At 62.5% G+C, this 23,169-nt stretch carries 21 protein-coding genes; 10 read left to right on the plus strand and 11 right to left on the minus strand.

Annotated elements, in window-relative coordinates; all coding sequences use genetic code 11:
- The first annotated feature begins 6 nt into the window (after positions 1-6).
- The 4 genes from Q0603_RS16380 (at position 7) to Q0603_RS16395 (ending at position 5,612) form a co-directional block, all read left to right on the plus strand.
- Positions 7-876 carry an IclR family transcriptional regulator gene (locus Q0603_RS16380; protein WP_298727653.1) on the plus strand — a complete coding sequence of 290 codons (870 nt, stop codon included), beginning with the start codon at positions 7-9 and terminating at the stop codon, positions 874-876.
- Positions 869-2,515 carry a thiamine pyrophosphate-binding protein gene (locus Q0603_RS16385; RefSeq protein ID WP_298727655.1) on the plus strand — a complete coding sequence of 549 codons (1,647 nt, stop codon included), beginning with the start codon at positions 869-871 and terminating at the stop codon, positions 2,513-2,515. The genes Q0603_RS16380 and Q0603_RS16385 overlap by 8 nt, the downstream gene beginning before the upstream one ends.
- The gene (locus Q0603_RS16390) at positions 2,512-3,309 is read left to right on the plus strand and encodes an aspartate dehydrogenase (RefSeq protein ID WP_298727657.1); all 798 of its coding nucleotides are present in this window, start codon (positions 2,512-2,514) and stop codon (positions 3,307-3,309) included. Before Q0603_RS16385 ends, Q0603_RS16390 begins: the two co-directional genes overlap by 4 nt.
- 68 nt (positions 3,310-3,377) lie before the next feature.
- A complete protein-coding gene (locus Q0603_RS16395) occupies positions 3,378-5,612 on the plus strand; it encodes a methyl-accepting chemotaxis protein (RefSeq protein ID WP_298727659.1) in 2,235 nt (744 codons plus the stop codon).
- A gap of 56 nt (positions 5,613-5,668) precedes the next feature.
- Here Q0603_RS16395 and Q0603_RS16400 read toward each other — a convergent pair whose 3' ends face one another.
- Positions 5,669-7,351: a long-chain fatty acid--CoA ligase gene (locus tag Q0603_RS16400; RefSeq protein ID WP_298727661.1), complete on the minus strand. Its 1,683-nt coding sequence runs from the start codon at positions 7,349-7,351 to the stop codon at positions 5,669-5,671.
- A gap of 152 nt (positions 7,352-7,503) precedes the next feature.
- Positions 7,504-8,304 carry an IclR family transcriptional regulator C-terminal domain-containing protein gene (locus tag Q0603_RS16405; RefSeq protein ID WP_298727663.1) on the minus strand — a complete coding sequence of 267 codons (801 nt, stop codon included), beginning with the start codon at positions 8,302-8,304 and terminating at the stop codon, positions 7,504-7,506.
- Between the two features lie 85 nt (positions 8,305-8,389).
- On the opposite strand from Q0603_RS16405, the gene Q0603_RS16410 reads away from it, so the two are divergent.
- The 3 genes from Q0603_RS16410 to Q0603_RS16420 all read left to right on the plus strand — a co-directional run bounded on the left by Q0603_RS16410 (position 8,390) and on the right by Q0603_RS16420 (position 11,950).
- Positions 8,390-9,721 carry an aromatic ring-hydroxylating dioxygenase subunit alpha gene (locus Q0603_RS16410; protein ID WP_298727665.1) on the plus strand — a complete coding sequence of 444 codons (1,332 nt, stop codon included), beginning with the start codon at positions 8,390-8,392 and terminating at the stop codon, positions 9,719-9,721.
- 48 nt (positions 9,722-9,769) lie between these two features.
- A complete protein-coding gene (locus Q0603_RS16415; protein WP_298727735.1) occupies positions 9,770-11,209 on the plus strand; it encodes a glutamine synthetase family protein in 1,440 nt (479 codons plus the stop codon).
- Positions 11,210-11,326: 117 nt separating this feature from the next.
- Positions 11,327-11,950 (plus strand): TIGR02466 family protein, encoded by a 624-nt coding sequence (locus Q0603_RS16420; protein WP_298727667.1) that lies wholly within the window; start codon positions 11,327-11,329, stop codon positions 11,948-11,950.
- A gap of 244 nt (positions 11,951-12,194) precedes the next feature.
- Here the strand turns inward: Q0603_RS16420 and Q0603_RS19390 are convergent, their stop codons facing one another.
- The 8 genes from Q0603_RS19390 to Q0603_RS16455 form a co-directional block, all read right to left on the minus strand.
- Positions 12,195-12,452, minus strand: a complete 258-nt coding sequence (locus Q0603_RS19390; protein ID WP_366132919.1) for an ATP-binding protein — start codon at positions 12,450-12,452, stop codon at positions 12,195-12,197.
- Positions 12,453-12,495: 43 nt separating this feature from the next.
- Positions 12,496-12,963 (minus strand): Lrp/AsnC family transcriptional regulator, encoded by a 468-nt coding sequence (locus Q0603_RS16425; RefSeq protein WP_298727669.1) that lies wholly within the window; start codon positions 12,961-12,963, stop codon positions 12,496-12,498.
- A gap of 475 nt (positions 12,964-13,438) precedes the next feature.
- Complete coding sequence (locus tag Q0603_RS16430) at positions 13,439-13,960, minus strand: GNAT family N-acetyltransferase (protein WP_298727670.1); 522 nt, start codon at positions 13,958-13,960, stop codon at positions 13,439-13,441.
- Positions 13,957-14,238, minus strand: a complete 282-nt coding sequence (locus Q0603_RS16435; RefSeq protein WP_298727672.1) for a DUF1778 domain-containing protein — start codon at positions 14,236-14,238, stop codon at positions 13,957-13,959. Before Q0603_RS16435 ends, Q0603_RS16430 begins: the two co-directional genes overlap by 4 nt.
- A 525-nt stretch (positions 14,239-14,763) precedes the next feature.
- Positions 14,764-15,705 (minus strand): nucleoside recognition domain-containing protein, encoded by a 942-nt coding sequence (locus Q0603_RS16440; RefSeq protein ID WP_298727674.1) that lies wholly within the window; start codon positions 15,703-15,705, stop codon positions 14,764-14,766.
- Between the two features lie 409 nt (positions 15,706-16,114).
- The gene (locus Q0603_RS16445) at positions 16,115-17,269 is read right to left on the minus strand and encodes an aminotransferase (protein ID WP_298727676.1); all 1,155 of its coding nucleotides are present in this window, start codon (positions 17,267-17,269) and stop codon (positions 16,115-16,117) included.
- A gap of 69 nt (positions 17,270-17,338) precedes the next feature.
- Positions 17,339-18,142: a hypothetical protein gene (locus tag Q0603_RS16450; protein WP_298727677.1), complete on the minus strand. Its 804-nt coding sequence runs from the start codon at positions 18,140-18,142 to the stop codon at positions 17,339-17,341.
- A complete protein-coding gene (locus tag Q0603_RS16455; RefSeq protein WP_298727679.1) occupies positions 18,139-19,581 on the minus strand; it encodes an MFS transporter in 1,443 nt (480 codons plus the stop codon). Before Q0603_RS16455 ends, Q0603_RS16450 begins: the two co-directional genes overlap by 4 nt.
- A gap of 315 nt (positions 19,582-19,896) precedes the next feature.
- On the opposite strand from Q0603_RS16455, the gene Q0603_RS16460 reads away from it, so the two are divergent.
- Genes Q0603_RS16460 through Q0603_RS19395 form a run of 3 tightly spaced genes read left to right on the plus strand, consistent with a single transcriptional unit; the run spans position 19,897 to position 22,463 of the window.
- Positions 19,897-21,333, plus strand: coding sequence for a cytochrome ubiquinol oxidase subunit I (locus tag Q0603_RS16460; RefSeq protein WP_298727681.1), 1,437 nt, complete (start codon positions 19,897-19,899; stop codon positions 21,331-21,333).
- Between the two features lie 4 nt (positions 21,334-21,337).
- Positions 21,338-22,345, plus strand: coding sequence for a cytochrome d ubiquinol oxidase subunit II (cydB, locus tag Q0603_RS16465; protein ID WP_298727683.1), 1,008 nt, complete (start codon positions 21,338-21,340; stop codon positions 22,343-22,345).
- Positions 22,293-22,463, plus strand: coding sequence for a DUF2474 domain-containing protein (locus tag Q0603_RS19395; protein WP_366132924.1), 171 nt, complete (start codon positions 22,293-22,295; stop codon positions 22,461-22,463). Before cydB ends, Q0603_RS19395 begins: the two co-directional genes overlap by 53 nt.
- On the opposite strand, the gene Q0603_RS16475 is transcribed toward Q0603_RS19395, so the two are convergent.
- Positions 22,395-23,138 carry an RNA pseudouridine synthase gene (locus tag Q0603_RS16475; protein ID WP_298727685.1) on the minus strand — a complete coding sequence of 248 codons (744 nt, stop codon included), beginning with the start codon at positions 23,136-23,138 and terminating at the stop codon, positions 22,395-22,397. The two genes, Q0603_RS19395 and Q0603_RS16475, sit on opposite strands and share 69 nt — an antisense overlap.
- Positions 23,139-23,169 lie beyond the last annotated feature (31 nt).

Consider the following 23,169-nt stretch of genomic DNA (forward strand, 5'->3'; position numbering starts at 1 on the left):
AGCATGATGAGCGCCGATGAGGTCATACCGCAGGGCAAATACGTGGTGCCGGCTCTTGCCCAGGGATTGAGCATTCTTTCCTTATTCAGCCGCGAGCGTCCGAGCCTTACGGCGCCGGAAATCGCTCAGAAGCTGTCTCTTTCGCGTACTACGGTTTTCCGTCTGCTGCACACCCTGCAACTGATGGGCTATGTGCGGCGGGAGCCCGACGAGCGCCATTTCAGCCTTGGCCCCGCCTTATTAAGCCGCGGTTTCGAGTATCTGGCATCGCTCGATATCATCGAGGTGGCCCAGCCGATCCTTCAGCGCCTGCGCGACGAAACCGGACTGTCGGCTCACATGGCGGTGCGTGACGGCCGCGAGATCGTCTATGTCGCGCGGTTCCCAGCGCGCTCGACCGTCGCCAGCAACGTCAATATCGGAACGCGGTTTCCGATTCATGCGACGGTCATGGGGCGCATGATGATCTGCGAGTACAGCGACGAGCAGCTTGCCGCGCTGTTTCCGACGGAACCCCTGCAGCGCTTCAGCGAGCAGACGCCGACAACTCTGGCGGCCCTCAAGGAAATGCTGAAGAAAGACCGCGAGCGGGGCTATGCCGTCAGCCAGTCGTTCTTCGAACGTGGCGTCAGCTCAATCGCTGCCCCCGTCCGGGATGGCGCCGGCAATATCGTCGCCGCCATCAATATCACCGCCGTCGATGCCTATATCGAACTGCCGGCCATGCATGGCGCCCTGAAGGATGCCGTGCTGGCGGCTGCTGCAGAAATTACCCGCTGGCTCAACCGCGATATGTCGCGCGAATTACAGACGGCGGACATGTCCACCTCAACATCCGGCAAGAAGACCAGGAGAAGCGAGCGCGTCCATGCCTGAACAGATCACCGTTGGCGAACTTACCGCCCGTTTCCTGGAAGCCTGCGGCGTCGATACCGCCTTCGGCGTCATTTCCATCCATAACATGCCGATCCTGGATGCCTTCGGCCGGCGCAATGCGATCCGGTTTGTGCCCAGCCGAGGCGAGGCTGGCGCGGTCAACATGGCGGATGCCTTTGCCCGCGTGCGGGGTCATCTCGGCGTGGCCGTCACCAGCACCGGCACGGCGGCCGGCAATGCCGCCGGCGCGATGGTCGAGGCACGGACGGCGGGCACGCCCTTGCTCCATATCACCGGTCAGATCGAATTGCCGTATCTGGACCGTGGCTGGAGCTATATCCATGAGGCGCACGATCAGCCCGGCATGCTGAAGGCGGTGTCGAAGGCCTTTTTCCGGGTCTGGTCGCCCGACAGCGCACTGGGTGTTCTGCAGGAAGCCGTGCGCTGCGCTTTGACGGCGCCGACCGGTCCGGTCAGCGTGGAGATTCCCATCGATGTGCAGGAGGCGCTGGTTCCGCTGCCTGCCAGTCTCGCGCCTCTGCCGGTCGTCGCTGCCGCACCGTCGGCGGCGGCCCTCGACGAACTGGCGGATCGTCTGGCCACGGCCAAGCGTCCGCTGATCTGGCTGGGCGGCGGCGCTCGCCATGCCGGCGAGGAGGTGCGTGCGCTGGCCGATCTGGGCTTCATCGTGGTGACCAGCGTCCAGGGCCGAGGCATCCTGCCAGAGCAGGACGAGCGCAGCCTGGGTGCCTTCAACGTCTCTGCGCCGGTGGAGGATTTCTACAAGAGCTGCGATGCCTTGCTGGTTGTCGGCTCGCGTCTGCGCGGCAACGAGACGCTGAAATATAATCTCAAGCTGCCGCGGCCGTTGTATCAGATCGATGCAGACCCGCAGGCGCATGGCCGCGGTTATACCGCTGACTACTTCGTCGCCGGCGATGCCAAGCTGGCGCTGGCCGGCTTGGTGGCGCGTCTTAGCGGCCGGTCGAAGATCGATCCACGCTTTGCCGCCGATGCCAGGAATGCCCGTGCCGCTGCCGAGAAGCAGCTGCGCGACAGTCTTGGCCCTTATGATGCCCTGGTCGCCGCCTTGCAGAAGGCGGTGCCATCGGATTTTGTCTGGGTGCGTGACGTGACCGTGTCGAACAGCACCTGGGGCAACCGCCTGCTGAAGATCGATGGTCCGCGCAACGGCGTGCATGCGCTCGGCGGCGGCATCGGCATGGGCGCGGCGATGGGCGTGGGGGCTGCCCTGGCGGCGAATGGCCGCAAGACGGTGGCGCTTTCCGGCGATGGCGGCCTGATGCTCAATCTGGGCGAATTGGCCACCGCCGTGCAGGAAAATGCCGATCTGATGCTGATCGTCATGAATGACAATGGATATGGTGTCATCCGCAATATCCAGGACGCCAAATTCGGCGGACGTCACTACTATGCCGACCTTCATACGCCGAGCTTTTCCGATCTTGCCAAGGCGCTGGGCTGGAAGCATTACAGCCTGAGCAATATCGCCGATGCCGAAGCGCTGGTGGCGAAGGTCGCCGCCGAGGCGGGGCCGCGCATGCTGGAAGTTGACATGACGGCGATCGGCCCGTTTGCCAGCGCCTTCGCTGGTCCTCCGGTACGCAAAGCATCATGACTCCCCGAATCCTGCTCATCGGCCACGGCGCCATTGCCGCAGAGGTCCGTCGCCACGCCGCGCAAAGCGGTGCGTACGAGATCGGCGCCGTCCTGGTGCGGCCGGAAAAGGTGGCGGCGGTCGCTGCGGAGCTGAAAACGGTTCCGGTGATCGGCGATCTGGCGGAATTGAAGTTCAAGCCCCGGGTCGCCGTGGAATGCGCCAGCCATTCTGCGGTCCGGCAATATGGTCCGGCGCTGCTGCGCCAGGGGATCGATCTGATCACGGCGTCAATCGGCGCCCTGGCCGACGATCACCTCCGCAGTCAATTGCAGGAGGCTGCGCTGGAAGGCGGCAGCCAGCTGATTCTTCCCGCGGGCGCCGTTCCCGGTATCGATGCACTGAATGCCGCATTGATCGGAGGCCTTGACGAGGTGTCCTACACCTCGCGCAAGCCGCCATCTGCATGGCGCGGCACGCCAGCGGAGCAGGCCGTTGCGCTCGATGACCTGACCGCACCGGCCGTGCACTATCGCGGCACTGCCCGTGCCGCCGCGAAGGATTATCCCAAGAACGCCAATGTTGCGGCAACAGTGGCGCTGGCCTCCCTCGGCTTGGATCGCACCGAGGTCCAGATGATCGCGGACCCGGCCATCTCGGATAACATTCACGAGATCACGGCGCGAGGCGCATTCGGTGAAATGCACCTCACGATCAAAGGCCGGCCATTGGCCAGCAATCCGAAGACTTCGTCATTGGCGGCATACAGTACCATACGAGCCATCCTCAACAGGATCCGCCCGTTTGCCATTTGATATTCTAAGCAGCGGGCATCCGGACCGACGAATCTGATCTCGAAAAATAAAGACAAGCGAGAACCAAAATGGCTATTGCGCTGGCCTCCCGGCTGAGTATCCGAACCCGCATCTTCGGCGGATTTTCCCTTCTCATCCTGCTCCTCGTCGTCATCGCGGCGGCAGGACTGAACGCCATCGATAAAGGCACGGCATCCTTTCTGGCCTTCGACCGCGCCTCGGACCGTATGATGGATCTGGCCGGGATCGAGCGGAACATCATGGCCTTGAGCCGCACGGCGGCCTGGGCCGTGGAGACCGGCGACGAGGCGGCGCATAACGAAGCACGCAGCCTGATCGCCTCCATTGCACAGCCTCTGGAGCGGATTCTGACGGAACAGGGCGGCGATGCGCAGACGGCTGTTTTGCAGAATGTCGTCGAACAGCTTCGGCACTATGGAGACAATCTCAATCAGGCGATCGACCTGCGGCGTCAGCGCAACCGTCTTTATGTCGAACGCCTGGTACCGGCCGCCGAGAAGATTTATTTCGAAATCTACGAAATGCTGGAAAATGCCGCTTTTGGCGGCTCGCGGCAGCTGGCCCTCATCGCCGGGACGAATGATGCCATCGTTCAACTGATCGTCGCGGTCGACCAATATTTGATCAGTCAGGAACAAGAGGCCTATGCCCAGATTGGCCTGCGCGCAAACGATGTGAAGGCGCGTCTGCGCAATCTCCGGGAGCGCCTGCAAGGCGAGGAAAAGCGCAGCGCGGAAAACATCACCGCCACGGCAGAACAGTATGTCGCAACCATCGACGAAATGACGGCTGCGGTGGAGGCGATGCGCAACCTTGTGCAGGGCAAGATGGCGCAGCAGGCAGAAAGCATGATCCGCCAGTTGGCGGAGGCCCGCACGGGTGAAGCGGCACGGTTCGACGCGGTCTATGATGAGTCAGCCGCCGTGTTTGCCACGATGCTGCACCTGATCCTGATCGTCGGCGGAATTGCCGTCCTGATCGGCATCGTTATGGCCGTGCTGACAGGGCGGTCGCTCACTGTGCCGGTGGCGCGTCTTACCGCTGTCATGGCTCACCTGGCGGGCGGCAATCGCGATATTGAGGTTTACGGCCGGGATCGCCGCGACGAATTCGGCCGCATGGCCGAGGCGGTGCAGGTCTTCAAGGACAACATGATCGCCCGCGACGCGGCGGAGGCCGAGATCGCCCGGCAACGGGAGGCTTCCGAGCAGCGGCGCATTGCACGCGAGGCGCAGGAGGCGGCAGCCGGCGCGGAAATTGCCGCCTTGGTCAACCGCCTTGCCGATGGTGATCTTGCAGATCGTCTGGATGAGAACGGCAAGGACGGTTTCTTCCTGACCGTCAGCCGCGAAATCAACCGCCTGGCCGGCACATTGGAAGCGATGATCCGCGACATGGCCAATGTCATGGCCGCTATCGCTGCCGGTGATCTGACCCGGCGTGTGGAGACAACCTATCACGGTCTTTATGGCGAGTTGCGGGATAGCGTCAACCGGACCAGCGCCATGCTGGCGCAAGCCCTGCAGCAGATCGGCAATGCCGCCCAGACAGTGCGGGATGTTTCCGCCGAAATCTCGGCCGGCAGTCAGGATCTGTCGCAGCGGACCGAAAGCCAGGCGTCGGCACTCGAACAGACCGCTGCCTCGATGCACGAAGTGACCGCAACGGTCAATCAGAATGCCGCCAATGCCGAGGAGGCTAATCGTCTCGCCGCCGCAGCACGGGATATTGCCAGCAAGGGCGGCGGGATCGTCAGCCAGGCTGTCGATGCGATGAAGGATATCGAAGACAGCGCGCGCAGAATTTCTGATATTATCAGCCTGATAGACGAGATCGCATTCCAGACCAATCTTCTGGCCTTGAATGCATCGGTCGAAGCTGCGCGGGCTGGTGAGGCCGGCAAGGGCTTTGCCGTGGTGGCGCAGGAGGTGCGGGCGCTGGCGCAAAGATCGGCCGGCGCCTCGAAGGAGATCAAGGAGCTCATCCAGGCCTCCAATGGCCAGGTCAAGACGGGGGCGATACTGGTCAATCAGGCGGGCGCGTCGCTGACCGAGATCGTCGCTGCGGTAAAGAAGGTGAGCGACATTGTGGCGGAGATCGCTGCCGCCTCGGTGGAGCAGGCGCGCAGCCTTCAGGAGGTCAATGCCGCCGTCATCAGTATGGACGAGATGACGCAACGTAACGGCGCTCTGGTCGAGCAGACCAGCGCATCAGCTCAATCGATGGCCCAGCAGGCGGAGACGCTGGCCGAGCTGCTGGCCCATTTCCGGTTGTCGCATTAATTCTCCGCCTTCGCCCGCAACGCCCGTCGGATGACGGTTGGCTGACCGGCGCCGAATTACGCCACGGCTGACGGCATTGCCGCCTTCCTGCGCTCTTCGTCCTGCAGCACGCGCCACAAAATCTTTCCGCTGCCCGATTTCGGCAGGCTGTCGGCAAAGGTGATGATGCGCGGCACCTTGTAAGCCGCCATGCGCTCGCGGCACCAGGCCTGAATGCTTTCCGGCGTTAGATCCGTGGCGTCGTCCTTGGGCACGATCACCGCCTTCACCGTCTCGCCGCGATGCGCATCAGGGGCTGCAATGATGCAGACCTCGCGGATGCCCGGATGGGCATACATCATGCCTTCGATCTCGGTCGGCCAGACCTTGAAGCCTGATGCATTGATCATGCGCTTCAGCCGATCGACCAGGAAGAAATAGCCTTCCTCGTCGTAATAGCCGAGATCGCCGGTGCGGAAGAAGCGTTTGCCGTCGCGCTCAAAGAACACCGCCGCCGTTTCCTCCGGCCGGTTCCAGTAGCCGAGAAAGATCTGCGGTCCGGAGACGACGATCTCGCCGGTCTCGTTGGGGCCGAGTTCTTCCATCGTGTCCGGGTTGATCACGCGCGAATCGACATCGAAGATCGGAATGCCTAGGCATTGCGGTTTCGGCCGCTCATGCGGATTGATATGCGTCGCCGCAATCGTCTCCGACAGCCCGTAGCCTTCGATATAGTCCAGCCCGGTCAGTTCCTTCAGCTTGGCCGCCACAGGACCAGGCATCGCCGCGCCGCCGCCGCCGATGCCGGTCAGGCTGGACAGATCGAAGGAAGCAACCTCGGGGTCGGACAGGAAATCGATCGCCATGGTGGTGATGCTGCGCCATTGCGTCACCCGATGCCGGCGGATCAGCTCGGCCGCCGTGCGCCGATCCCAGCGGGTCATCATCACCATGGTCGCGCCGGCAAAAATCGGCGTGTTCATCGAATTCTGCATGCCGGTGACATGGAACAGCGGCAGGGTCACCAGATGCACCGCCTCGGGCGAGCCAGGCTTCCAGGCGACATAGGCGAACAGGGTCGCCGTGACGCTGCGGATCGAATGCAGACAGCCTTTCGGCGCGCCGGTCGTGCCGGAGGAATAGGGCAGAACGCACCAGTCATCCGGCGTTGCGCGATGCGGGCCTGCTTCCAGTCCTGCTGCCAGTGCATCCATCCACGCTACCGCACCGGCGGCGCTGACCGCGATCCGCGGTGCCGCCACCACATCCGGCAAGGCCAGATCGGTTTGCTCGCGCACATAATCGCCATAGGCAGCGATGATTGCGTGTTGCAGCAATCCGCTGTCCAGCAGCGGCTTTGCGAATTCGAAAATCTCCTGGCCGCAGACAATTGTGCTGGCGCCGGTATCGCTGGCGATATGGCGCAGCTCTTCCGTCCGGCTCATCGGGTTGACCGGCACGACCACGGCGGTCAGCCGCTGGATGGCGTAATAGGCGATGACGAATTGCGGGCTGTTCTGCATGTAGAGCAGCACGCGATCGGCCTTCTTCACGCCGCAGGCTTTTTCCAGATAGCCCGCCAGCCGGCCCACATCGCGCTGCAGCGCCGCGTAAGTGAGCGGCGTGCCGTAATAGAGAATCGCGGCCTTGTGCGGAAAGCGCCGCGCCGAGATGGCAAGGTTCTCATAAAGGCTTGTTTCCGGCAGCGTCAGGTGGCGCGGCACGCCCTGGGGCCAGACGGCAAAATGCCGATCGAACATGGGGCTTCCTCCGTTTATGCCGCCATGGTCGGCATTTTTGCACGCGGCTTCAACGGCTAATTTGGTGTTTGCGAAGCATCCTCGTTATGCCCGGGGCCGGCCCGGCATCCTGCGCTGGATGGCGAAAGGTCAGCGGATGATGCCCTCCTTGGCTAAACCACCCGTTCCTTCAGATCCTGCGCGGCCTGCAGCAGCGCGGGCAGGAAGGCCTCCTTCATCTGCTTCGGCGTGGCGCGTTCGACCCGCACACCGACATTCAGCGCCGCCACCACGCGGCCGTCGAAGCGGCGCACCGGCACGGCCAGCGAGCGGAAGCCAAGCTCGGCCTCCTGGTCAGCCAGCGCATAACCATCGCGCGCCGCTTTCTCGATGATCTTCTTCAGCTCAGCCCTGCCGGTCACCGTCTTCGGCGTCAGCGGTTTCAGCGCCACGGTGCCGAGATACGCATCGCGCTGATCGGCATTCATGCCCGCAATCAGCACGCGGCCCAAAGCCGAACAGAAGGCCGGCACACGGAAACCGATACCCGGTGCCGAAGACATGAAGCGCGGCGGCGAGGCATGCGCCACCATCACCGCATCGCTGCCATCCAGCACGGCCGCCGAACAGGCTTCATTTAGATCGCGGCAAAGCTGGTCGCAGGTCTGCTGCAGCGCCGTCGCATTGCCGCTGGAGCCCAGAAACGCGCCGGCAAGCTGCAGCACTTTCGGCGTCAGGCGGAACAGCCGTCCGTCGCTTTCCAGATAACCAAGCTGCTCCAGCGTATAGAGCGCGCGGCGCACGGTGGCGCGCGGCAGATCCACCTGGCGCGCCACATCGCTCAAGGTCATCTGGCGCTTATCTGCGTCGAAAGCGGACAGAATGCTCAATCCGCGGGCAAGCGCTTCCAGAAAATCCGGGCCATAGCCGCTCAGGCGGCGTTTTTCTGCATCGATACTGCGAAGGCGGGCCATTGCGGATTTATCGCCTTGTCGCAATTTGGCGGCAAGGGTAAAATCGCACACATGTTCGTTAATCGGACATAAAGGGAGGCGCGCCATGACCACCCACGATCAGAACATGCGCATGACTCTGGTCGGGCCGGACAAGCCAGCGGGCAGGCTGCTGCGCCGCTACTGGCAGCCGGTGGCGCTGATCGAGGAACTGGACGAGCAGCGCCCGGTCCGCGCCGTGAAGGTGCTGGGGCAGGATTTCGTCCTCTTCCGCGACGAGCAGGGGCGCTACGGCCTGCTGGATCGCGATTGCCCGCATCGCGGCACCGATCTCGCCTTCGGCCGGCCCGAGGATGGCGGCCTGCGCTGCCCCTTCCATGGCTGGCTGTTCGATGTCGCCGGTCGCTGCCTGGAAACCCCGGCCGAGCCGGAAGGCAGCAGGCTCTGCCAGCGCATCAGGCAGAAGAGCTATCCGGTCGTTCTGAAAAGCGGGATTCTGTTCGCTTATCTGGGTGAGGGCGATCCACCGGCTTTCGCCGATCTCGATTGCTTCATTGCACCCGACAGCCATGTCTTCGCCTTCAAGGGCCATATTGCCTGCAACTGGCTGCAGGCGCTGGAGGTCGGCATCGATCCGGCGCATGCCTCCTTCCTGCATCGCTTCTTCGAGGATGAAGATCCGGGCGCCAATTACGGCCGGCAGTTCCGTGCAACCTCTGCCGATTCCGACATGCCGATGACCAAGGTGCTGCGTGAATTCGCCCGCCCGCAGATCGAAATCGAGCGCACCGATTACGGCATGCGGCTTTTCGCGCTGCGCCAGATCAGCGAACGCTCAACCCATGTCCGCGTCACCAATCTGCTGTTCCCGCAGGCTTTTGTCATTCCGCTGTCGGCCGAGATGACGATCACGCAATGGCATGTGCCGGTCGATGATGTGAACTGCTACTGGTATGCGATCTTCACCAGCTTCGGCGCGCCGGTCGACAAGGCGCAGATGCGCGCCCAGCGGCTGGAGCTCTACACCTTGCCCGATTACATGCCGCGGCTGAACAAGAGCAACAATTACGGCTTCGATCCGCTGCAACAGAAGACCCAGACCTATACCGGCATGGGTTTCGACATCAACGTGCACGATCAGTGGGCGGTGGAAAGCCAGGGACCGATCCAGGACCGCACGCGCGAACATCTGGGCAGCACCGACAAGGCGATCATCAACTACCGCTCCATGCTGATGAAGGCCATCGACCAGGTCGAGAAAGGCGAAGAACGCCCTCTGATGGTGCTCAGTGAGGCCGAGGCGCGCCGCATCCGCGGCCCGATCACCGTCGATGGCATTGCTGCCACCACCGATTGGCAGGCATACTGGCGCGACGTCGACGCGCGCAAGCGGCAGAACGCGCCCTGGAAGGCGCCGATGCCGCAGGCGGCAGAATGATCCAGGCGGCAGACGGCCGGTCTGAGAACGGAGGCGCTTGTGAGCAGCATGCCGAGTTTCGTCGACAAGCATGGCCTGTGGTCTGCCGAGCAGCAGCAGGCCGCCAGGGCCGTCGAGAAGGATGTTGCCGGACGCGGCCTTGGCGTGATCCGCCTCTCATTCGCCGATCAGCATGGCGTGCTGCGGGGCAAGACCATCGTGGCGGAAGAGCTTCCCGCCGCGCTGCGCAATGGCTGTTCGTTCACAACCACCTTGCTGGCCAAGGATACCTCGCACCGCACGGTCTTTCCTGTTTTCACGCAAGGCGGCGGCTTCGGTCTGCGCGAGATGCAGGGCGCGGCCGATATCCTGATGCTGCCCGATCCCACCACCTTCAAGGTGCTGCCCTGGGCGCCGCATACCGGCTGGCTGCTGTGTGATCTCTATTTTGCCGACGGCCGCCCGGTGCCGTTTTCGACGCGGCAGCTTTACCGCAACACGCTGAACAGGCTGAATGAGCAGGGCTATGATTACGTCACCGGCCTTGAAGTCGAATTCCATGTCTTCAAGCTTGAGAATCCGCATCTCAAACCGGCAGATGCAGGTCAGCCCGGCACGCCGCCCGATGTCAGCCTGATCACCCAAGGGTATCAGTATCTGACCGAGCAGCGTTATGATCAGCATGACGAGATCTACGAAATCCTGCGCAAGAATGTGCAGGGGCTCGGCCTGCCTTTGCGCTCGATGGAAGTCGAATTCGGCCCCACGCAATGCGAATTCACCTTCCGGCCCGGGCGCAATCTCGAATCCGCCGACACCATGGTGCTGTTCCGTGCTGCAGCCAAGCAGGTTGCCCGCCGTCACGGCTATCACGTCACCTTCATGTGCCGGCCCAGGCTGCCGAACATTTTTTCCAGCGGCTGGCATCTGCATCAGTCGCTGCAGGACCGCAGATCCGGCGCCAATGCCTTCATCCCGACTGAAGCCGGCCAGCCGCTGTCGGCGCTCGGCCGGCATTTTCTCGCCGGCCTGCTCGACCATGCGCCGGCCTCGGCTGCCTTTGCCGCGCCCACCATCAACGCCTATCGCCGCTACCGGCCTTATTCGCTGGCGCCGGACCGCGCCATCTGGGGGCAGGACAATCGCGGCGTGATGGCGCGCGTGCTCGGCGGCCTTGGCGATGCGGCGACCCGGATCGAGAACCGCCTGGGCGAGCCCGCCGCTAATCCGTATCTCTATCTCGCCTCCCAGCTTGCCGCAGGCATGGATGGCATTGCCCGCGAGCTGGAACCGCCGCCCTCGGCCGATGCGCCTTACGAGACGCCCGCGCCGCCGCTGCCGCGCTCGCTTGAAGCCGCACTTGCGGCTTTGCGCGAGAATGCCTGCTACCGCGCGGCCTTCGGCGATCTCTTCGTTAGCTATTTCCTCCATATCAAGGAGGCCGAGATCGCCCGCTTCCAGCTCGAAGTCACCGAGTGGGAGCACCGCGAATATTTCGAGATGTTCTAGCATGCTGCATGCCCTCGGGCTTGACCGGGGGCGGCATTTTCTGGTTCATCGGGGCATTTCCCGGAACGGCGATGCGTCTGCGCAGGCCGCGCCCGGGGCGATATTTTCAGGATATCCATGCCCACCATCTCCCTGTTCCCCACCCGCATCTATTTTGCGCCGCTGAAGTCGCGCGGGCTTGAGCGCCTGAACCGCGATCTCGCCGATGAGTGCGAGTCGCTAAGATTGGCCGACATTGCCGGCCAGCGCTGGAGCGCTAAAAACTATCCCGGCGGCTATACCTCTTATGGCAGCCACGACAAGCTGCATTGCATCTCATCGCTGTTTGCCGATCTGGAAAAGGCGATCACGCCGCATGTGAAGGCTTACGCGCGCGAGCTCGGCTACGACATGCGCGGCCGCACCGTTGTGATGACCGATTGCTGGGCCAACATGATGTCGGGCCCGGTCACCCATGGCCTGCATCTGCATCCGCTGTCCTTCATCAGCGGCACCTACTATGTGCAGGTACCGAAAGGCGCTGCGGCGATCAAGTTCGAAGATCCGCGCCTGGATCGCCTGATGGCGGCGCCGCCAAAGCGCGACGATCTTGCGCCGCGTGAGCGCACCCATTTCAGCGTGCGGCCAAAGCCTGGCCATCTGGTGCTGTTCGAAAGCTGGCTGCGCCATGAAGTGCCGCCAAGCTTCACGAAGACCGAGCGCATCTCGATCAGCTTCAATTATGCCTGCCGCGAGGGATGACTGGACGACGGGGAATCTGCCGGGCGTGATTGGTGTTAACTTGCAGACTTGCCATTACTGGAAAGTAATTTGCCCGCGGATAATTCTGCGGGCATGATCCGGCCTACGAGTTTGGGTGCTTCGAGTTAGGTTGGGGGTGCGGCGAGCGGATCGAAAGGTCCGCTCGCTTTTTTCGTGCAGAAAGCTTCGCCTATTCTCGGGCTCACTTACCGATTTTCTGCGTAGTCTGTTCTGCTGCCCGACACTAAACAGCCGCCCTCTCCAGTCTGTTCGAGACACCGATATGGCCACCCATTGCGGCGGCCAGTTCCCGGCAAATCGCCAACCCCAGCCCCATCCCCTCAGGGACTTTGGCCCAGCTGCGGTCGCCGCCCTCGAAAGGCAGAAAGAGCCTTTCCTGGTCGGCAGCACTTATGCCGGCGCCGGTGTCATGCACCTCAATGCGCAAGCATTCCTTCCCTCGCCTGATCGGAGCATAAGCGGGACAGTTCCGCAAAGACACTCATTTCAGCGTGCACCCCAGGCCCGGCCGCCCATCGTTCCATCTAGTTGGGCGTTGCTGCTGTCAGGCGGTTCAGTTTTTCCGCAAGCAATACAAGAGGGCGGCAGCGCTCGACGCCAGGTATTTTCTGTATCTCCTCCAGCAGCGCATCGAGATCCTCCAGCTGCGGCGTTATTGCAAGAAGGATGAGGTCGAACTCGCCTCCTATGGTGGCGCAGAGTTTGATCTCGGGGAGCAGTTTGATGCGATCGATCACCTGGCGCTGCTGGCGTTGTGCCAATGCAAGAAGAATGACCGCCTGGGTGTGGTTCTCATATGGATCCGAGCCGAGCAGAACGCCGTAGCCACGGATAACGCCATCGCGCTCAAGCCGGCGGATGCGCTCATGCACCGTGCTGCGCGCCAGCCGCAGGCGTTTTGCCAAGGTCATGGTGGATTGCCGGGCATTGGTCTGCAACAGAGCGATGAGCTGCCGGTCCAGCTCATCGCGGATGCCGGTCAGGCGAGGCATGCCGGCCTCCCTCAGACCATCAGTTGCTGTGTTCCGCTGCCAACGCCTCGCTGGCGTATTGTCTGGTGAATGTCACGCTCCGGCCATGAGGCAGGGCATTGATTTGCCGGATGGCCGCTTCGAGTGCGAGCGGTTGCACAAGACGGAATTATGCTATGAATCGACTTAGCCATGATCCGAGCTCCCTTGCTGAGCTTGGGTTGTGGTTAGGTCGCATGAGGTGTTCCCAGCACCTCATGCGGCCGCTTTTTCAGCAAAGCTGAATTTCAAAATCGTATTTGGTCTTCAGATTTCGTCAATAAAATTCATGCAGAGCAATATGGGCGCCATGTATCATTGTAATGTTATTGCAACGAGAAATTGCCCCTCTGCTTATTTCTCTTTCACTGAATCGTCAATTTTAACAAATGCTGTCATTGTTGAAACCGGTCACAACATTAAAGCGCTCAGTCTGATCGGTGGGTAATGACAGTGATCAGGATTTTGCCAGTTGGCGTATTGTCGTCATCGGAAGAAACAGCCGTCGGCCCTCGCCTGTAAACGGGATGAAGCCATACTTACGATAAAACGCGGTGGCCTGGTCATCTTTAGCATCGACAATCAGCGCATGGACTGCGAGGGTTTGCGTTGCGAGCAGAATGCGGTTCAGGGCATCCATGAGCAGAAAGGTGCCCAGTCCCTGGCCCCGCATACTGTTATCGACGGCTAACCGGCCAAGCAGGGCAGCGGGCACGGGGTAGCGCGGCAGCCGCTTCGCCTGGTCGACCGGAAGATTGCTCCGTTGAAAGCTGGTGGCGCTCAGGCTGTAGTAACCACGAACCGTCAGTGTATCGGTCGGTATAGCCACAAAGACGCGGGCAACATCCCGCTTCACGTCCTGCGAAGCATGCTCCCGGATGTAACGGTCGAGTTCAGGAGCACCACACGAGAAGGCCAACCGATCGTGGACCTTGCTATTGAGCGGCACGATCTGCCACGGCGCCAGTGCCTGCTTCATCCGGCCGTCTTCTTGAATTTGGCGAAGGCCTTGCGCAAGGCCGCATTCGGCGCCGGCGGGTTGGTCAGCGCGTCGTAGAACACCTTCCAATCCGAACTGGACAAGGTGACAATTTCGTTCTCGCGGATGACTTTTGCGGCTTCCTCCAGCGCCGTCGCGAGGACAAACTGGCTGACCGTCTTGTGCCGGTAGCTGGCCGCGCGCTGGAGTACGCTTTTCGACTCCGCGTCGAGGCGTACCTGTAGCCGGTCATCCTTGGTTTCCGCCGTTCTGGGCATGGTTTTTTTCCTTTCTGATCCCTGCCTCTATTGTGATCACAATCGGAGTACATTTCAAGAGGTGTTGACTGGTGATGCTGCAGCCCATCACGGCCCGGCACGGTAGCCGTTCTGGTGGCCGTACCAGCCATGGTAAATTCAACTAGTACTTCCCGGTCACCGGTCACGGCGATTGCTCCGCGCCCGTGGTAATCCTGATGACATCTCGCGTAGTTCCTTTGCTTTTACCATCAATGGAGATACTTACGGTGCGCGGGTCAGGTATGATGAAGGGCGACAGAGGCCTGATCGTCGGGTACGTTGAAGGCTTGCTGCACGGGACCGTTGGCGGTCGTCGAGCGTCACTTGTGCTGTGTATTGAGACCGCTGAGGCAGTTCTCGTGACGTCGACTTCTCGAACCGCCGGTGCAGACCCCGATACCGGTTGGTGTGGCAGGAGACAGCCTAGGGGCTGCTCCTATGTTGGTCCGCGTGCTATGCCATTCGCCGGTTTCTTTGCTGTGTCCGCACTGTCTGGTCTAGATTCTAAACGGCCAGCCAGCGTGTCAGCTGCGGTGCGGCAGTCATTGCAGCCGCAATCAATCGCACCAGAACCAGGGTCAGCAGCACGCGGCCGGCCAGCACCACCCAGATATCGGCACCTATGGCCAGCATCAGGCCGGTATCCTCCAGCAGCGAATGGCTGAGTGAAATCCAGCACAGCGCCAGCACGCGCGCATCGGGCGCGAAATTCTTCTCACGGGTCTCCTTCATGATCAGGCCGCCGCCATAGGTCAGGCCCAGCAGCACGCCCACGGTCGTCACCGGCGCCATCTCGCCACTTAAACCCGATACCCGCAGCACCGGCTGCAGGCCCTGCGTCAGCCGCTTGGTGATGCCGGTGCGCTCGAAGACATCCAGCAGCAGGATGAGCACGACGATGATGCCGAAGGTCGCCACCAGCGAAATGCCAGATGCCGTCAGCCAGTCCAGCCAGCCGTCGCCGGCCGGGGCCATGCTGCGCAGCAATCCGGTCTCGGCGGGCTGCGTCAGCCATCCTGTGGCCTTGCTGATCGCGGAGATGGCGGCGGCGTATACGATCGCGGTAGCGAAGCGCAATACGGCGGTCGCCCAGAAGCTGGCGCCGGCCTTGCGCACGATGGCCTGCTCTACCGGCAGGGCATGGGCGAACAGCATCATGGCGCAAAGAATGCTGACCTGGGCGACGCTAAGCGGCAGATCGGCCAGAAGCGGCAGCGCGCCCAGTCCGCCATAGATGCCGACTGTCAAAGTGGCGAGCCAGACGAAGCCGGCTTCCGGCGGCAGGCCCACCAGCTCCATCACCGGTGCCAATGTCGGCGCCAGGGCCTCGATCAGGCCCAGTTCCTCGGCGATGCGCACGGCGATCATCACCGGAACCATGATCTTCAAAAGCTGCCAGAAGACGCGGAGACTGGTAGCGAGGCGAGACTGCAGATAAGCGGTCATTTGTTTTATCTGGGCTTGTTTGGTCTTGTTGTCTGGCTGCTTGACGGACGCCCGCGCGAGGAAGGCGCTTATGCCTATCATGAAGGAGGCTCTGCGCGCCACGGCCCGGCCTGCTCAGGCGGCCTGCTCGGGAGGGCTGGGTTTTCGTCATCGCCGGCTTGATCCTGAAGCGCGCGTTTCCACGCATTTCCATATGCGGCAAAGGCGCAATGTTGGCCCTGAGGGTGCTTCGTTCGGCCTGATGAATGTGTCCAGGCTGGAACGAGCCGCACCGGTCGTCGCTGGTTTCGCGCGGGCATCGAATGGAGCCAAACAGGCTCGAATGGTACGAAAACGGGGCTCGAAAGGCCCGGATTTGATAGCAGTGATATCACTGCCATCGTTCCACAACGATGATGCGAAATGGCCTCTAGCCGCGCTTCACGAAGTCGGCGATCCGCTCCACCGCGCCATCCAGCTTGTCGTTGGTCTTGGCAAAGCAGAAGCGTACCACGCTTTTTACATGGTCCTGCGCATAGAAGGCGCTGACCGGTATTGCTGCCACCTTCGCCTCCTCCACCATGCGCAGGCAGAAGGCCGCGTCGTCGATGTCGTTGGAAACGTTCGACAGATCGATATTGAGGAAGTAGGTCGCCTGGCTCGGCAGCACCGTCAGGCCGGCCTTGGACAGGCCAGCAGCAAAGCGGTCGCGCGATGCCTGCAGGCTTTCACGCATATTGAGGAAGTAGCTGTCGTCCTTGCCAAGGCCGTAGGCCACGGCGGCCTGCAGATTCGGCGGTGTGGTGAAGGTGACGAACTGATGCGCCTTGGCCAAAACCTTCATGATCGGTGCCGCGGCACAGACAAGGCCGACCTTCCAGCCGGTGAGCGAAAAGATCTTGCCCGCCGAGCCGATCTTGATGCAGCGCTCGCGCAGGCCCGGGATCGCCATCAGCGGCACATGCTCCAGGCCGTCGAACAGCACATGCTCCCAGACCTCGTCGCAGATCGCGATGGCGTTGTACTTCTCCAGATACCGGCCCAGCAGCTCCAGGTCCTCGCGCGGAAACACCGAGGCCGTGGGATTGAGCGGATTGTTGAAGATCACCGCGCGGGTCTTGTTGGAAAAGGCGGCCTTCAAGGCGTCCTCGTCAATGCGCCAGTGCGGCGGCTTCAGCCCGACGAATTTTGCGATGCCGCCCGCGCGCTTCACCAGCGGCAGATAGGCGTCATACATCGGCTGGAACAGCACGACCTCGTCACCCGGCTCAATCACCGCCAGCAGACTGTCGGCCAGCGCTTCCGTCGCGCCGGAGGTGATCATCACCTCGGTCTCCCAGTTAAGCTCAAGATTGTGAAAGCGCTTGTAATGGGCAGCCACCGCCTGGCGCAGTTCCGGCAATCCCATCATCGGCGGATATTGATTCCAGCCCGAGATCACGGCTTCGGCGGCCTTGCGACGCACGTCTTCCGGGCCGGGATCGTCGGGGAAGCCCTGACCCAGGTTGATCGCCTGATGCTGGCCCGCCAGCCGCGACATGGTCTCAAAGATGGTGGTCGGCAGGTCGGCGAAGATGGGATTCATGGCAGCAGGCAGAGGTGAGGTTGCAACGCGAAACGCCGATGTATCACGCTCAGGCGGCGCTCAAAAGACCTAGCGTCTGACCTGCCGGCGGCGCAGCAGGGCAATGATCAGCGCCACGGCGATGGAGCCGAGAATTCCCACGCCGAAAGCAGTGAAATCGCCGGTCTCACCAAAGGGGCCGAGCAGCGCCAGGCTGAGGAAAAAGGGCACGTGGCTTGCAAGACCGATCTGGGTTGCGCGCAGGGAGGCGCGGATGCCGGCTGCATCCAGACGCCGCGGCAGGAACCAGCACACGGTCAGCAAGGCCACCGGGAAGGACGTGAAGATTCCCGCAATCTGCGGCCCGACCTGCTCGGCCAGGATGCTGACGCCAATGACCAAGAGGCCGGCGGTTGCACCGCGCAGGATGATTTCGAAAAGCGGTGATCGGCCGCGCGCCGCTGGTGCCGTCAGCGGCACCAGGCGTCCGCTCCACCAAGCGGTGGCAGCGCAAAGCCCCAGCACGATCAGCGAGATCGTCAGGCTCGACGGCAGAAAGCGGATCACGGTTGCGGTGGCAAGCCAGGTTGCCACGGCGCAGGCCAGCGTTGCTGGCATCGGTACGCGCCGGATCATCGCGATGACGCAGACCAGGAACAGCAGCACGGCGCCCACCGTTGCCAGGCTGCCCAGCGCGGCTTCGCCGATGAAAGCCGGATCGTGATGCAGAACGAGAAAGACATAGGCCGGTGCGGTCACGATCGGCAAAGCCAGAACGATGCCGCCGATGAAAGGCGAGCTGCGCTCCATCAGCCAGATCACGCCAGCGACAAAAACAGCGGCAGCCAGTCCACGGGCGGGAATGGCTGCCCAGGCAAAATCAAACTCGGTCATTCAGCGGGACGTCCAGCGTTCTCTGTAGGCGGGGTGCCTTGGCTCAGGCGATTGGTCGGTGCCACCAGGCGGTGGCCGCTGACTTCGGCCCCGGCATCGGCGGGCAGGCGTACGAAGATGAAAGTCGACAGCGCAGCGGCGGTGCCGACGGTGAAGAAGGCCGGCATGAAATCTGCGGCCGTCATGGCATCAAGGCCGCCGCTCAGCGTAACCGTCGCATGCAGCACCATCGCGCCGACGGCCACGCCGGCCGACAGCGACAATTGCTGCATCATCGAGGTGAAACTGGTGGCGCGGCTCATCCGCTCGGTGGCAATGTCGGAAATTGTCATCGTGTTGATGCTGGTGAATTGCAGTGAGCGGAAGAAGCCGCCGAACAGCAGCACGCCCAGGATCAGCGCATGCGGCCATTCCGGCCGGAACAGGCCGCAGACGGCGATGGCCAAACCGCTGAGCACGGCATTGCCGATCAGCACCTGGCGGAAGCCGAGCCAGCGCAGGATCGGTCCGGCCGCCATCTTCATGGTCAGTGCGCCGGCTGCCGATACGAAGGTCACCATGCCGGACTCGAAGGCCGTCATCCCGAAGCCGAGCTGGAACATCAGCGGCAGCAGGAAGGGAATGGCGCCAGTGCCGATGCGGAACAGGAAGCCGCCGGCGATCCCGGCGCGGAAGGTTGGCACCCGCAGCAGGCTCAGGTCGAGCAGGGGATGCGGATGGCGCTTCGCATGCCACAGATAAAGCCCAAGCCCGATGGCGCCAGCCAGCAGCAGGCCGGCGACAGCCGTATCGGGCAGCAGGTCGCGGCCGATGGTCTCGAAACCGAAAACCAGGCCCAGCAATCCGACCGCGGTCAGCAGGAAGCCGTGCCAGTCCAGCGGCGGCAGCTTCTCCTCGCGGATATTGGGAATGTAGAGCGTGACCAGCACGATCCCCAGCAGGCCGATGGGCAGGTTGATCCAGAAGATCCATCGCCAGGACAGATAGGTGGTGAGGAAGCCGCCGAGCGGTGGGCCGATCACGGGGCCCACCAGGGCGGGGACCGTCAGCCAGGCGACGGCGCGCACCAGATCGGCTTTCGGCACCGAGCGCAGCATCACGAGGCGCCCAACCGGCACCATCATCGCCCCGCCGATACCTTGCAGGACGCGGGCCGCCACCAGGGTCCAGAAGGAATCCGCCAGGCCGCAGAGCAGGGAGCCGATGGTGAAGACCGCAATCGCGGCGCGGAACACGGTGCGGGCGCCGTAGCGGTCGGCGACCCAGCCGCTGACCGGGATGAAGACGGCAAGGCTAAACAAATAAGACGTGATCGCCAGATTGAGCTTGAGCGGGCTTTCCCCCAGGGATTCGGCGATGCTGGGCAAGGCTGTGGCCAGAACGCTGCTGTCGAGGTTTTCCATGAACAGCGCGCAGGCGACGATAAGGGGGATCAACATCTGGTAGGCATCATGCGAAGCGGAACATCATAGAAAGATAACCGTTTCCAATCGTTGCGTTTTTAGCAAGGCAGCCATGACATTCCCGCGGTCCCACGACATTCCGCGGTCCCATGACATTCCCGCGGTCGGGGGCTGCAGCAGCTTGCGCAGCGGAACATTTGCCGGTGCGCACAGGCTGACCAGCACAGTTGACCACAAGATTCGGCGGTTTCGTCTTTTCAGGACGATATATGGCGCTAGCTTCCAAGTGCCAGGTCTGCCCCGGCACACGAACCGGGCTTCTGGCTGGCGCCGCAGCGCAGAGGATAACCGATGCAAGCCCTGCTCGATCCCGTTTTCCTCGCCCGCCTCCAATTCGCCTTCACGGTGGCGTTCCACATCGTGTTTCCCGCCTTCACCATTGGGCTGGCCAGCTATCTGGCGGTACTGGAAGGTTTGTGGCTGCTGACCAAGCGCGAGGTCTACATCCAGGTCTTCCGCTTCTGGCTCAAGCCTTTTGCCGTGGTTTTCGGCATGGGCGTCGTCTCCGGCATTGTCATGAGCTACCAGTTCGGCACCAACTGGAGCGCCTTTTCCGACAAGGCCGGACCGATCATCGGTCCGCTGATGGGCTATGAGGTGCTGTCGGCCTTCTTCCTGGAGGCCGGCTTCCTGGGCGTGATGCTGTTCGGCATGAACCGTGTCGGCAAGGGGCTGCATTTCGCCGCCACGGTGATGGTGGCACTGGGCACGTTTCTTTCGGCCTTCTGGATTCTTTCCGCCAACAGCTGGATGCAGACGCCGGCCGGTTACGACATCGCGCCAAATGGCCAATATGTCCCGATCGACTGGTGGGCGGTGATCTTCAACCCGTCTTTTCCCTATCGCCTGGTGCATATGGTGCTGGCCGCCTATCTCACCACCGCGCTCGTGGTCGGTGCGGCGGGGGGCTGGCATCTGCTGAAGGATCAGGGCAATGCAGGTGCACGGGTGATGTTCTCGATGGCGATGTGGATGGCGACCATCGTCGCGCCGGTGCAGATCGTTGCCGGCGATCTGCATGGCCTCAACACGCTGGAGCATCAGCCCGCCAAGATCGCCGCGATGGAGGGGCATTATGAAACCCAGCGCGGCGCGCCGCTCTATCTGTTCGGCTGGCCCGATGATGAAGCGGAGGAAACGAAATTTGCCATCGCCGTGCCGAAACTCGGCAGCCTGATCCTGACCCATGATTGGGAGGGCGAGGTCAAAGGCCTGAAGGAATGGCCGCGCGAGGAGCGGCCGCCCTCAACTTTGGTCTTCTGGAGCTTCCGCGTCATGGTGGGCCTGGGCTTTCTGATGGCGCTGCTGGGCTTGCTCAGCCTGATCTGGCGGTTTACCGGCGGCCTCTACACCACGCGCTGGCTGCATTGCGCCGCCATTGCCATGGGACCGGCGGGATTTGTCGCCGTGATCGCCGGCTGGATCACCACCGAGGTCGGCCGTCAGCCTTATACGATATACGGATTGCTGCGCACCGTGGATTCCGTCTCTCCGATCGGACTGCCCGGTGTGGCGACATCGCTGATCGCCTTCATCGTCGTCTATTTCATCGTCTTCGGCGCCGGCATCTTCTACCTGTTCCGCCTGCTGCAAAAAACGCCGGGCGGGGAGGAGCCGGCCGAGCGGAAAGTGCCAATCCGTGCCGCCGGAATCACGCCGGCGGCCGGTCTAATGTTTGAGCGCGATGACAGATTGCCTGGCAGCGAACCGGCCGGGGCGGAGAGGTGACATCATGACACTCGATCTTCCGCTGATCTGGGCCGCCCTCATCGCCTTTGCCGTGCTGGCCTACGTCATCATGGATGGGTTCGATCTCGGCATCGGCATCCTGTTTCCGCTGTTCAAGCGGGAGAAGGAGCGCGATGTGGCGATGAATTCCGTCGCGCCCGTCTGGGATGGCAATGAAACCTGGCTGGTGCTGGGTGGCGGCGGCCTGCTGGCTGCGTTTCCGCTGGCTTATTCAATCATTCTGCCGGCGCTCTATGCGCCGCTGATCGCGATGCTGCTGGGCCTGATCTTCCGTGGGGTTGCTTTCGAATTCCGCTGGCGGACGGCGCGCTGGAAGCGCGTCTGGGATTTCAGCTTCTTTGGCGGATCGCTGCTGGCAGCCCTCATGCAGGGCGTCACCCTTGGCGGTCTCATCCAGGGCATCACCATCGTCGATCGCGCCTATGCCGGCGGCTGGTGGGATTGGCTGACGCCGTTCAGCCTGCTGACTGGCGTGGCCTTGGTGATAGGCTATGCCTTGCTCGGTTCGACCTGGCTGATCATGAAGACCGGCGGCGAGATCCAGGACCGCTGCTACCAGCTTGCGCTTCGTCTCGGCATCCTGCTCGTCATCATGATCGGCGCCGTCAGCCTGTGGACGCCGTTTCTCGGCGAGAAATTCCTGATCCGCTGGTTCAGCTGGCCGAATATCGCGCTGACCGCGCCGATGCCCTTGCTGGTGCTGGCGGCGGCTTACGGATTGTGGCGCGGGCTGCAGCGCCGCAAGCCCGAACCGCTGCCTTTCTTCTCGGCGCTTGCGCTGTTCGTTCTGTCTTATATCGGCCTGGGGATCAGCTTCTGGCCGCTGATGGTGCCGCCTTCGATCACCATCTGGGATGCGGCTGCGCCCGATGCCAGTCTGGGTTTCCTGCTGATCGGCGCCGTGATCCTGATGCCGATCATCCTGGCCTACACGGCCTATGCCTACTGGGTTTTCCGCGGCAAGGTGGAAGAACATGCCGGCTACCACTGATCAGCCCGAACAGCGGCCGCTATGGAGCCGGCTGCTCTGGTTCGTCACGCTATGGGCGGGCAGTGTCGCCGCCGTCGGTCTTGTGGGCCTGCTGATTCGCTTCGTCCTCAGGGGCTGACCAACCGCAGGCCATCAATGCCGCCTGCATGGCAGCGGGCGGACGCGCAAGAACCGTGATCGGTTCCCGCTTCTGATACAGCGGAACGGTGATGCCGCGGCTATGCAGATGCAGCGGCACATCTTTCTCTCGCGCCGCATCACCATATTGCGCATCGCCCAGGATCGGGCAGCCCAGGCTGGCGAGATGAACGCGGATCTGATGCGTGCGTCCGCTCCGCGGCCGGCATTCAATCCAGCTCAGGCCATTTGCCTGTCCCAGGACGCGGTAATCGGTGACGGAAGTCTGTCCGTCTTCGGCGATCACTATGCGCCAGCCGCCCGAGCGGGTACTCAGTTTTTTCAGCGGCGCATCGATGCGCCCCTCTGTCCGCGCCGGAACGCCGCGCGTCACCGCCCAATAGATCTTCTCGACCTTGCCTTCCTGGAACAACTTGCCCAGTTTGCGCAGCGCTTTCGGATGTCGGCCAAGCACCAGGCAGCCGGAAGTATCGCGGTCAAGACGATGCGCCAGAGCCGGCGGCTTGGGCAGGCCGAAGCGCAGATGACCGAAATAGCGTTCCAGATTATCGCCGCCGCCAGGCCCGGCATGAACAGCGAGGCCGGCCGGCTTGTCCAGCACCAGCATCAGCCCATCGCGATAGAGCAGGCGGGATTGCAATTCCTGTGGCGTCATCGGCCGCAGGCGTGCCTTACCCGTCCTGCTG

Origin of the sequence: uncultured Ferrovibrio sp. (assembly GCF_937960835.1) — a bacterium.
Lineage (GTDB): Bacteria > Pseudomonadota > Alphaproteobacteria > Ferrovibrionales > Ferrovibrionaceae > Ferrovibrio.

Coding starts and splice junctions, on each gene's coding strand:
- Q0603_RS16380 (WP_298727653.1), top strand. CDS start 7: ATGAGCGCCGATGAGGTCATACCGCAGGGCAAATACGTGGTGCCGGCT.
- Q0603_RS16420 (WP_298727667.1), top strand. CDS start 11,327: ATGCCCACCATCTCCCTGTTCCCCACCCGCATCTATTTTGCGCCGCTG.
- Q0603_RS16450 (WP_298727677.1), bottom strand. CDS start 18,142: ATGACCGAGTTTGATTTTGCCTGGGCAGCCATTCCCGCCCGTGGACTG.
- Q0603_RS16435 (WP_298727672.1), bottom strand. CDS start 14,238: ATGCCCAGAACGGCGGAAACCAAGGATGACCGGCTACAGGTACGCCTC.
- Q0603_RS16400 (WP_298727661.1), bottom strand. CDS start 7,351: ATGTTCGATCGGCATTTTGCCGTCTGGCCCCAGGGCGTGCCGCGCCAC.
- Q0603_RS16475 (WP_298727685.1), bottom strand. CDS start 23,138: ATGACGCCACAGGAATTGCAATCCCGCCTGCTCTATCGCGATGGGCTG.
- Q0603_RS16415 (WP_298727735.1), top strand. CDS start 9,770: ATGCCGAGTTTCGTCGACAAGCATGGCCTGTGGTCTGCCGAGCAGCAG.
- Q0603_RS16390 (WP_298727657.1), top strand. CDS start 2,512: ATGACTCCCCGAATCCTGCTCATCGGCCACGGCGCCATTGCCGCAGAG.
- Q0603_RS16425 (WP_298727669.1), bottom strand. CDS start 12,963: ATGCCTCGCCTGACCGGCATCCGCGATGAGCTGGACCGGCAGCTCATC.
- Q0603_RS19395 (WP_366132924.1), top strand. CDS start 22,293: ATGCCTACTGGGTTTTCCGCGGCAAGGTGGAAGAACATGCCGGCTACC.
- Q0603_RS16455 (WP_298727679.1), bottom strand. CDS start 19,581: ATGTTGATCCCCCTTATCGTCGCCTGCGCGCTGTTCATGGAAAACCTC.
- Q0603_RS16430 (WP_298727670.1), bottom strand. CDS start 13,960: ATGAAGCAGGCACTGGCGCCGTGGCAGATCGTGCCGCTCAATAGCAAG.
- Q0603_RS16385 (WP_298727655.1), top strand. CDS start 869: ATGCCTGAACAGATCACCGTTGGCGAACTTACCGCCCGTTTCCTGGAA.
- cydB (WP_298727683.1), top strand. CDS start 21,338: ATGACACTCGATCTTCCGCTGATCTGGGCCGCCCTCATCGCCTTTGCC.
- Q0603_RS16405 (WP_298727663.1), bottom strand. CDS start 8,304: ATGGCCCGCCTTCGCAGTATCGATGCAGAAAAACGCCGCCTGAGCGGC.
- Q0603_RS16440 (WP_298727674.1), bottom strand. CDS start 15,705: ATGACCGCTTATCTGCAGTCTCGCCTCGCTACCAGTCTCCGCGTCTTC.
- Q0603_RS16410 (WP_298727665.1), top strand. CDS start 8,390: ATGACCACCCACGATCAGAACATGCGCATGACTCTGGTCGGGCCGGAC.
- Q0603_RS16395 (WP_298727659.1), top strand. CDS start 3,378: ATGGCTATTGCGCTGGCCTCCCGGCTGAGTATCCGAACCCGCATCTTC.
- Q0603_RS16460 (WP_298727681.1), top strand. CDS start 19,897: ATGCAAGCCCTGCTCGATCCCGTTTTCCTCGCCCGCCTCCAATTCGCC.
- Q0603_RS16445 (WP_298727676.1), bottom strand. CDS start 17,269: ATGAATCCCATCTTCGCCGACCTGCCGACCACCATCTTTGAGACCATG.